General features: G+C 72.9%; 9 protein-coding genes. 7 read left to right on the top strand and 2 right to left on the bottom strand.

The window, feature by feature from the left end:
- Window positions 1-134 precede the first annotated feature (134 nt).
- Both WH07_RS42265 and WH07_RS29990 read right to left on the bottom strand, forming a co-directional pair.
- Window positions 135-491 carry a hypothetical protein gene (locus tag WH07_RS42265; RefSeq protein WP_063775850.1) on the bottom strand — a complete coding sequence of 119 codons (357 nt, stop codon included), beginning with the start codon at window positions 489-491 and terminating at the stop codon, window positions 135-137.
- Window positions 492-714: 223 nt separating this feature from the next.
- Window positions 715-954, bottom strand: coding sequence for a chaplin (locus WH07_RS29990; protein WP_046506815.1), 240 nt, complete (start codon window positions 952-954; stop codon window positions 715-717).
- A gap of 392 nt (window positions 955-1,346) precedes the next feature.
- On the opposite strand from WH07_RS29990, the gene WH07_RS36740 reads away from it, so the two are divergent.
- The 7 genes from WH07_RS36740 to WH07_RS29955 form a co-directional block, all read left to right on the top strand.
- Complete coding sequence (locus WH07_RS36740) at window positions 1,347-2,681, top strand: glycosyltransferase (protein WP_046506813.1); 1,335 nt, start codon at window positions 1,347-1,349, stop codon at window positions 2,679-2,681.
- Window positions 2,678-4,282 (top strand): sugar transferase, encoded by a 1,605-nt coding sequence (locus WH07_RS29980; RefSeq protein ID WP_046506810.1) that lies wholly within the window; start codon window positions 2,678-2,680, stop codon window positions 4,280-4,282. Before WH07_RS36740 ends, WH07_RS29980 begins: the two co-directional genes overlap by 4 nt.
- Window positions 4,282-5,718, top strand: coding sequence for an O-antigen ligase family protein (locus WH07_RS29975; protein ID WP_079023672.1), 1,437 nt, complete (start codon window positions 4,282-4,284; stop codon window positions 5,716-5,718). The genes WH07_RS29980 and WH07_RS29975 overlap by 1 nt, the downstream gene beginning before the upstream one ends.
- Window positions 5,715-7,385, top strand: a complete 1,671-nt coding sequence (murJ, locus tag WH07_RS29970) for a murein biosynthesis integral membrane protein MurJ (RefSeq protein ID WP_046506821.1) — start codon at window positions 5,715-5,717, stop codon at window positions 7,383-7,385. Before WH07_RS29975 ends, murJ begins: the two co-directional genes overlap by 4 nt.
- Complete coding sequence (locus WH07_RS29965; protein WP_052744600.1) at window positions 7,375-8,160, top strand: polysaccharide deacetylase family protein; 786 nt, start codon at window positions 7,375-7,377, stop codon at window positions 8,158-8,160. The genes murJ and WH07_RS29965 overlap by 11 nt, the downstream gene beginning before the upstream one ends.
- On the top strand, window positions 8,157-9,332 hold the full coding sequence (locus WH07_RS29960) for a glycosyltransferase (protein WP_046506806.1): 1,176 nt from the start codon (window positions 8,157-8,159) through the stop codon (window positions 9,330-9,332). The genes WH07_RS29965 and WH07_RS29960 overlap by 4 nt, the downstream gene beginning before the upstream one ends.
- Window positions 9,329-9,914: YveK family protein (locus WH07_RS29955; protein WP_052744599.1), on the top strand; the 586-nt coding region annotated here is incomplete at its 3' end. The genes WH07_RS29960 and WH07_RS29955, both read left to right, overlap by 4 nt.

The raw sequence follows: 9,914 nt of genomic DNA, 5'->3' as shown, positions 1-9,914 counted from the left end.
GCCCGACGCCGCTCGCCCGACCCCGCCTGGCTGACCCCGCTTCGTACCGCCCCTCGTACGCCGCCGCGGAGTCCGGGTCCGCGAGGACCCGGACCTCCCGCTCCCTCCCGCTTCCGTACCGACGGTTACGGGGGTCACTTGCCGAGCGACAGCCCGCCCAGCAGCTTGCCGAGACCCTGGTCCTTGCCACTGGCCTGCTTGGTGCCGGTCTGCTTCTTGGCGCCCTGCTTGCCGCCGGTCTGCTTCTTCGCCTGCTTGTTGTTCAGCTTGTCCGTGGTCTTCTTCACCGCGTTGATGACGGAGCCCTCGTTCTCCGTGTCCAGCGCGTTCGTGTGGAGCGGCTTTCCGTCGCGCAGACCGTCGCGGGCGACGGTGTCCAGGGCGCCATTGAGGCTGGACGGGGTGAGGTTCTCGGCGGCGAAGGCCGGGGCCGCCGCGCCCAGGGCCATGACGGAACCGGCGATGACCGCGGCGATCTTCATGGGCTTCATGGGGGAATCCTTCTTTCGGGCTTTCGGAGTTCAGTTCTCGGACGACAGGGCAACTCTCTTTTCACGCAAGCCTCTTGAAGGTTTTCGCGCGGCCCTGTCCCGTCCTGAGTAACGATTCTCCGGCGCGCCGGAAACGGTCCGGAAACGGGCAACAGAAGAGCCGCTCAGCCCTGGAGGGGACGAGCGGCTCTTCCGCGTCACGTCATCGACGAGGCGAATAAGGTCAGGCGTTGACGCAGGTGTTGCCGAAGGTCGGGTTCAGCAGCCCGATGATGTCGATGGTGTTGCCACAGAGGTTCAAGGGGATGTGAATCGGGATCTGGATGGCATTGCCGGACAGAACGCCCGGGGAGCCGACGGCCGCGGCCTTCGCGTCGGCGTCGGCGAAGGCGACGCCGGAGGTACCGGCGACAGCGGCGGCCGCCGCGGTGGAGAGAACAACAGCCTTGGCGATACGCGACATGTGAGAAGCGCTCCTCGGTCGTAATGAGATGGCATAGATGCCGGGCGCGACTGCCCGACTTATGCATCAACGCCAGGGGCGGCCATCGGTTGCGCGCCCGAATGAGTGACGCTCCCCCAGGAGTTGGCCCAGGTCTGCTACCGGGACTTGCAATGCGGCGTCGGTGCCCGAAGTCGTCTTGTACGTTCAGCTCGTTTCAGCGCGTCTGACGTGATTTTCACTCCGCGCTCTGTAAAGGTGCCTTCTTGTTTCGGTCTTTGACTCGTTCTTTCGAGGCGGAGCGGCTTTTGAGTAATTCAGTGAGCAGTTGATGTACAAGGGCGTCGAGTCCGTTCAAGAGATTGCATTTCTGTAGCTATAGCTGTAGTAGCGACGAGTGGAAAGAGTTGCGCGTGCGGGCACAACGGCACCTTCCTGGGACCGGCTTCACAGCGCTCCATCTCGTTCAGCCGGTCGACGGCGGAGTGGCCCGGGTGGTTCTCGATCTGGTCGGCGCCCAGCGAAGTGCCGGAGTCCGGGCCGTTGTCGCCTGCCCCGCCGAGGGCCCGCTCGCCGACGCGGCGGCACGTCAGGGCGCCGAGGTCCATGTCTGGCACGCGACACGCGCCCCGGGGCCCGGACTGCTGAACGAGGTACGGCAGGTCGGGCGGCTGGTCGGGCTGATCCGCCCGGATCTGATCCACGCCCACAGCGCCAAGGCCGGTCTCGCGGGGCGGCTCGCCGTCCGGGGCCGGGTGCCGACGGTCTTCCAGCCGCACGCCTGGTCGTTCGAGGCGGTCGGGGGAGTGACCGGCCGGCTGGCCCGGCACTGGGAGCGATGGGCGGTCCGGTGGACCGACCGGGTCGTCTGCGTGAGCGAGGCCGAACGGCTCACCGGCGAGTGCGCCGGGATTCGCGCCTCCTGGTCCGTCGTCCACAACGGAGTGGACACCGCCCGGTTCGCGGGCGCGTACGACACGCAGACCGGCACCGACAGCATCCCGGCCGGCCCGGGCACCGGTACGGGCGGCATCCCGACCCGCGCCGGCACCGGGCCGGGCACCGCAATCACAGAAACCGCCCTCACCGGCACCACCATCACACGCACCGCCATCACGAACGCCGCCGTCGCCGGTCGCGCCGCCGCCCGTGCCTCCCTCCCGCTGCTCGCCGCCCTGGAGCCGGCCACTCCGCTCGTGGTGTGCGTCGGACGGCTGTGCAGGCAGAAGGGGCAGGACATCCTCCTGCGGGCCTGGCGGCCGGTCGTACGGCAGATGCCTCAGGCACGGCTCGTACTCGTCGGGGACGGTCCCGACGCCGATGTCCTGCGTGCCATCGCCCCGCCCTCGGTGCTCTTCGCCGGGGCCGTACCGGACACCGCGCCCTGGTACCGCGCGGCCGATCTCGTTGTCCTGCCGTCCCGTTGGGAGGGCATGGCGGTGGCTCCGCTGGAGGCCATGGCCAGCGGCAGGCCCGTCGTCCTCAGCGATGTGGACGGCGCGCGCGAGAGCCTGCCGCCCGGCCGCGAGACCCTCTGCCTCACCCCGCCCGAGGATCCGCCCGCGCTGGCCGCCGCCGTGAGCACCCTGCTCCGGGACGAGCCGCTGCGCGAAACCATCGGCCGCCAGGGCCGGCAGCACGTACTCAGCACCTATGACGTGCGGCAGACCGCGCAGGCCATCGCGGACGTGTACCGCGAAGTCGCCGCCGTGCCGCGCCCCGAGCACAGGGAGCCGATCGCCCAGTGACCACGGAAAGCACCAGCGTTCCCCCGCCGTCCGGGCCCGCGAGGGCCACGGGGCAGCGCCTCGCGCGTGTCCCGATCGCGCCGCCCCGGGACGCCCCCGACCGCGTAGCACTGCCGCCGCGCCGCCGCACCCGCGGCCCGCTGGGTTTCGGCCTGCCGCTGCTCCTGGCGGACGCGCTCGCCGCCGTACTGTCCACGGCCGTGCTCAGTGACGAGGAGCGGGAGGCGGTCCTGGCCGTGCAGCTCGTCGTCTGTGTGACCGTGCTGAACGCGCTCGGCGGGCTCTACCGGCCCGGTGTCGTGCCGTCGGTGCTCGACCAACTGCCCGCGCTGGCCGCCCGTGCCGCCGCGTCGTGGTGCGCCGCCGCGGCCGTGCTCGCCGCATTCCCGCCCGCCCGTACGCCGGGTGCCGCGGCGCTGCTCGGCGGCGCCGCCGTACAACTCGTCCTGGCCAGCTGCGGCCGGTCGCTGGTCCATGCGCGGCGGCGGGCGATGGCGCGGAGCCGGCTGCGGTCCGCGCTGGTCGTCGGTACGGGGATGGCGGCGCAGCGGCTGGCCGCGCTGCTCGGACAGCATCCGGAGTACGGGCTGCGGCCCGTCGGGATCGTCGCGCCGCCGGGGGACGGCGGGCGCGGCGGCGGAGGTACGGACGTGCCGGCGCTGCCGGTGCTGACCTCGGCCGAGGAAATCCACCGGGCCGTCATCCAGAACGGTGTCCGGGAGGCGCTGTTCATCGGCTCTGGGGTCCCCGGTGCGGAATCCGCGGGCTTTCCCGAACCCGGCTTTCCCGAACCCGGCTTCCCCGATTCGGCTTTCCACGAGCCCGGTTTTCCCGACTCCGGATTCCCCGGCTCCCGCGACCGTACGGACCGGGCGGCGCTCGTCGCGCTGTTCCACGAGTACGGCTGCGCCACCTCGTTCCTCGGCACCGGCCCCCGGGACACCGACGCCCCGGCCCCCGGGATGGCCCAGCATCTGTGGGGATACGCCTGGCGCCGGGTGGAGCCGCCCGCCGCGCGCCGCCCCGGTACGGTCGCCAAGCGCCTGCTGGATGTGGTGATCACCGCGCCCGCGCTGCTGGCCATCTCCCCGGTGCTGCTGATCTGCGCGCTCGCCGTACGGTTCGGCGACGGCCCCGACGTGCTGTTCCGTCAGGAGCGTGTCGGCCAGAACGGCCGTCCGTTCACCCTGCTCAAGTTCCGTACACTGCGCCCGGCCGATGACCATGAGGCCGCCACCCGCTGGAACATCGCCAACGATCTGCGGATGAGCCCGGTGGGCGGCTTTCTGCGCCGTACCTCCCTCGACGAGCTGCCGCAGCTCTGGAACGTCCTGCGCGGCGACATGAGCCTGGTCGGGCCCCGGCCTGAACGCCCCTTCTTCGTCGCCAACTTCAGCAAGACCCACCCCGGTTACGCGGCCAGGCACCGGATGCCCGTCGGCATCACGGGACTGGCGCAGGTCCACGGGCTGCGCGGGGACACCTCCATCGAGGACCGGTCCCGTTTCGACAACCACTACATCGACCACTGGTCGCTCTGGCAGGACGTCTGCATCCTGCTGCGGACCGCGGTCTCCCTGGTCCGTCCGGCGGGAAGCTGATGACCGCCGACGCCGCCGGGGCCCTGCTGCCCGCCGCCCGCCGCCCGCACCGGGACGGCCGGGCGGCGGGCAGCGCGGCGGACCGGTGGCAGGGCGCGCTGCGCGGTGCCCTGCGCCGGTCGGCGCCGGTGCTGCCGGCGGTGGCGGTCGTGGCGCTGGTGGCCGTACCCGCGGCTCCCGCCGGGGACGGCTCCGCCGGTACGGGCAGCGTGGCCGACGCGGCCTCGGCGCTGCTCGTCGTGTACTGCCTCGTACGGCTGGCACGCGAGCGGGCCCGGCCGCTGACCCGTACCGCCGCGCTGGTGCTGGGACTCCCGGTGCTGGGGGTGACCGTCGCCGCGCTGACCTCCGGCGATGCCCCGGCGGCGCTGCCCGGGGTGGCGCGCTATCTCCAGATCTTCGTGCTCGTACCGGCCGCGCTGCTGCTGCTGATCCGGGACCGGCGGGACTTCCGGCTGGTCGCGGGGGCGGTCGTGGCGCTCGCGCTGGTGGAGGGCTCGATCGGGGTGACGCAGTATCTGACCGGCACCGGCGCCTCGTACATGGGCGAGAACATCCGGGCCGTCGGCACCTTCGGGCCCACCGATGTGATGGGCATGGCCACGGTCGTCGCGTACGGACTGGTCATCTGCGTCGGGTACGCGCTGGCCCCCGTACACAAGCCGGGCCCCCGGCGCCGTACCGTCGCACTCGTCTGCGCCGGACTGCTGCTCGTACCCCTCGCGCTGTCCTTCAGCCGGGGTGCCTGGATCGCCACCGGCGTCGCGATCCTGCTCCAGCTCGTCATTTCCGGGCCGCGGAGGGCCGCGACGGTCGTACTGGCCGCGGGGGCGCTCGGGATCGTCCTCGTCGGCGGACTCGGGATCGGCTCGCAGATGATCAGCGAGCGCCTCAGCAGCATCACCCGGGTCACCGACTCGCCCGACCAGTCCGTCGCCGACCGGTACACGATGTGGGCCGCGGCCACCGAGATGTGGCGGGAGCGGCCGGTCACCGGCGTCGGGCTGAAGGGCTTCCCCGCCCACCGCGACAGCCACGCGTCGCTGGGGCTCTCGTCCGGCAGTGACACCGCGGGCGCCGGGCTCGGCTTCCAGCGCCAGCCGCTGCTCTCGCCGCACAACATGTATCTGCTGGTGCTCGGCGAGCAGGGGCTGCTGGGGATCATGGCGCTGGCCGGAAGCTGGGCCGCGCTGCTCGTCCTCGCGCTGAGACGGCTGCCGCGGCGCGGACGCAGCGGCAGCGGCTGCGCGTTCGTCGTGACCGGGCTGCTGGTCTGGCAGTTCGTGGACTTCTGTTACGCGGACATCGGCGGCCCGTCCACCGTGCTGATGGCCGTGATGTTCGGGCTGGCCGCCTGGTGGGCGCTGAGCCCGGACCCGGGCCGGCCGGGGCCGAGGCGGGGCCGCGAGACCGGGAGCGGGGCTGCCGCCGCGTGACCGGTACGAGTCAGTCGCCACGCCCGCCCACGGTGCCCCGGCAGGCCGGAGGAAACCGGGGTGACCGCGGTGCTTCCCCCTCCGGAGGGTTCCTGGCCAAAGCCGCGTTCCTCACCGCCCTGCTGACCGCCGTCGGTGCCCTCCTCGGTCTCGTACGCGACCAGACCATCGCCCATCTCTACGGCGCGGGCCCCGACACCGACGCCTTCCTCGTCGCGTGGACCGTGCCCGAGGTGGCCGCCACGCTCCTCATCGAGGACGCGATGGCCCTGATCCTCGTACCGGCCTTCAGCCTCGCCCTGGCCCGCAGGGCCGCCGGAACCGCGCCGCCCGGGCAGGACCCCGTACGGCTGCTGCTCCGTACGACCCTGCCCCGGCTCTTCCTCGCCCTCAGCGCGGGGGCCGCGCTGCTGATCGCCGCCGCGCCGTGGGTGGTGGCGGTCCTCGCGCCCGGGCTGCCCGAACCGGGACTGGCCGTCGACTGCACCCGGCTCACCGCCACCTGCGCCCTGACTTTCGGCATGGCCGGCTACTGCAGCGCCGCGCTGCGCGCGCACGGCAGCTTTGTGGCGCCCGCGGTGATCTACGTCGTCTACAACACCGGCATCATCGCGACCATGCTGGCGGCCGGGGACCGGTGGGGGGTACGGGCCGCCGCCGCCGGGGTCGCGCTCGGCGGGGTGCTCATGGTGTTGGTCCAAGTGCCGTCGCTCTGGCGAAAGCTGACGGACCGCCAAACACGACGCGACGACGGCGGCGGGACGAAGGCCGCGCGGAGCGGACCGGCCGTCGCACTCGCGCTGCTCGCGCCCGTGATCGTCTTCGCACTCAGCAGACAGTCGCAGGTCCTCATCGAACGGTTCCTGGCCGCACCGCTGCCTCCCGGCGCGATCTCGCATCTCAACTACGCGCAGAAGGTCGCGCAGATCCCGATGACCCTCTCCATGATGCTGTGCACGGTCACCTTCCCGGTGGTCGCCCGCGCCATGGCGGCGGGCGAGACCGGCCGGGCCCGCCGCCGGGTCGAGCGCGATCTCGCGCTGGCCGGGACAGTCGTCCTGGTCGGCGCCGCGACGGTCATCGCCTGTGCTCCGCAGCTCATCGAAGTGCTGTTCCAGCGCGGCGCGTTCGACCCCGCCGACACGGCCGCGACCGCCGCCGTGATGCGGGTGTACGCGCTCGGACTGCTCGGCCACACCCTCGTCGGGGCACTGGTGCGCTGCTACTTCTCCGCCGCGCGCCCCCTCTGGTTCCCCGCCCTCGCCATGCTCACCGGCCTCGCGCTGACCACCGGCGCGGGCGCACTGCTGGTACGGGTCTGGGGCGTGCTCGGCATCGCCGCGGCCAACGCCCTCGGCATCATCCTCACCGCCGCCCTGATGCTGCACGGCGTCGGCCGCCACAGCGTGCCCATCGCCCTCCGGGCCGTCACCGGCGGACTGCTCAAGCTCAGCTCCGCGGCCGCCGCGGCCACCGGCTCCGGCTGGCTCTGCGCGGTCCTGATCCCCTCGCCCGTCCTGGGCACCGCGGCGGCCTGCGCGGCCGTCACCGCGGTGTTCCTCGTCATCGCCCGCGCCCTCGGGGCGCCCGGGACCGACACCGTCCTGCGCACCCTCACCCGCGTTCTTGTCCGCCCCCTCACACGAAAGCTCGCACATGCCCGCTGACACGGAGTCCCCAGGCCCCTTGTGGACAGCCATGTACCACTCCGTCGCCGACACCGCCGACGACCCCTACCAGGTGACCGTCTCCCCGGCCCGTCTCGAACGGCAGCTCGGCTGGCTGCGCCGGCGCGGACTGACCGGCGTCGGCATGGAGCGGCTGCTGCGCGCACGCGCCGGGGGCCGCGGCGCCGGACTCGTCGGGCTGACCTTCGACGACGGGTACACGGACTTCCTGGAGAGCGCCGTACCGCTGCTCAGGAAGTACGGATTCACCGCCACGGTCTTCGTCCTGCCAGGCCGGCTCGGCGGTACGAACGAGTGGGACAGGCCGGGCCCCGGCAAGCCCCTCCTCACCGGGCCCGGCATCCGCGCCGCCGCCGCGGCCGGCATGGAGATCGGCTCGCACGGCCTGCACCACACCGATCTCACCCGGGCCGACGACGACCTGCTCGCCGCCGAGACCCTCCGGAGCAGGGAGATCCTCCGTACCCTCACCGGTGCCGAGGTGGCCGGCTTCTGCTATCCGTACGGCGCGGTCGACACCCGGGTGATCGGTGCCGTACGGGCCGCCGGTTACGCGTACGCCTGCGCCATCAGCCCCGGGCCGCTGACCGGGATGTTCGCGCTGCCCCGGGTCCATGTCGGCGAGAAGGACAACGGACTGCGGCTGCGCCTCAAACGCGGACTGCACCGCTGGCGCCGCGAGCCCGTCCCGGCGGCGGACTACGCGGCGTACGCCGGCGCACTGGCCGGAGCCGGCGGAAGGACGGGCCGGTGAGGGTGCTGCACATCATCACCGGGCTCGGCATCGGCGGCGCCGAACAGCAGCTCCGGCTGCTGCTCCGCAGACTGCCGACCGACAGCGAGGTCATCACCCTGACCAACCCCGGCCCGGTCGCCGAGGGCATCGTCGCCGACGGCGTGCCCGTCACGGACCTCGCCATGGCCGGCAACAAGGACCTCGGCGCGCTGCCCCGGCTGACCAGACTGGTCAAGCAGGGGCGGTACGACGTGGTGCACACGCATCTCTACCGGGCCTGTCTGTACGGGCGGTTCGCCGCGCGGCTCGCGGGCGTACGGACCATCGTGGCCACGGAACACTCCCTGGGCGCCGTCCAGATCGAGGGCAGACAGCTCTCCACCAGCGCTCGTTCGCTCTATCTCGCGGGCGAACGCCTCGGCACCGCGACGGTCGCGGTCTCCGCCACCGTCGCCCGCCGCCTGGAGCGCTGGGGGGTGCGTCGCGACCGTATCCATGTCGTGCCCAACGGCATCGACGTGGGGCGCTTCGCGTACGACGAGGGCGCGCGCCGCGCCGCCCGGAGCCGACTCGGGCTGCCGCACGACGCCTTTGTGGTGGGCGGTGTCGGCCGGCTCACCGGCAGCAAACGCTTCGACGCGCTCGTACGGGCCGTCGCCGAACTCCCGCACGCCCGGCTGCTCCTGGTCGGCGACGGGCCGGAGCGGGAGCGGCTGCGGGGGCTCGCGGCGGAACAGGGGGCGGCCGGGCGGGTGCTGCTGCACGGAGCGTGCGAGGATCCGCCGCCGGAGAACAGGACCGGCGAGGCATTGGACAAGGGCAGGTCTCCGGGCCGCGATCTGCCTTCCCTGCTCGCCGCCATGGACGTCTTCGTCTCCACCTCCTACGACGAGGCCTTCGGGCTCGCTGTCGTCGAGGCCCTGGCGGCCGGGCTGCCGGTGCTCCATGTCACCTGCCCCGCCCTCCACGACCTGCCCGCCGAAGACGCGCCGGGAGCACGGCAGATCAGCGGCTCCGTACCCGAACTGGCCGCCGAGCTGCGGCGGTTCGAGGGCGCCCCGCCGCAACGGCTGCCCGTGCCCCGGGCGGCGCGTCACTACGACATCTCCCACAGCGCCGACCAGTTGATGGCGGTGTACGAGCACGCCGTCCGAGGTACGGCCTCCACCCGGGAAGCGAGTTGCTCATGAACCAGTCGCACCAGTCGAGTCCTCCGCCGCGCCGGGCCGCGAGGCGCGGCCCGGTCGCGGCGAGGCTGAGGGCGCTGCCGGTCTGGGGGATCGTGCCGGCGGCGGCGCTGGCCGGGGCGCTGGCCGGGGGCGCGTACGGGCTGCTCCGTACCCCCGAGTACTCCGCCACCAGCTATGTCCTCGTCGTACCGACCGAGAAGGCGGACCCGGCGGCGGCGCTCGGGTTCGCGACGGCGTACGGGCGGATCGCCTCGCATGTGGCGCTGCTCGGGGACGCGCCGGTCTGGGCCGGGGTGTCGCCGCGGACCCTCAAGGAGAGCGTGCGGACGGCGACTTCGCCGGACGCGCCGATGATCTCGGTGACGGCGACCTCGCCGGACGCGTCGACCGCGGTGGACATGGCGGACGGGGTGACGCGCTCGCTGGTCGTCAACGGCGCGCACTTGCAGAGCAGTACGAACGTACGGGTCATCCAGTTCTCGCGGGCGGTCGCGCCGATGAGCCCGGTCTCGGTGTCCGCGCCGCTGGCGGCCCTGGTGGGTGCCGGGGCGGGCGGGCTGCTCGGCGGGCTCGGGCTGCTGG

It is taken from the genome of Streptomyces odonnellii (genome assembly GCF_000981895.1).
In the GTDB taxonomy this organism is placed as follows: domain Bacteria; phylum Actinomycetota; class Actinomycetes; order Streptomycetales; family Streptomycetaceae; genus Streptomyces; species Streptomyces odonnellii.
The sequence above is the reverse complement of the archived record's forward strand: the minus strand, read 5'-3'. Positions and strand labels throughout refer to the sequence as shown.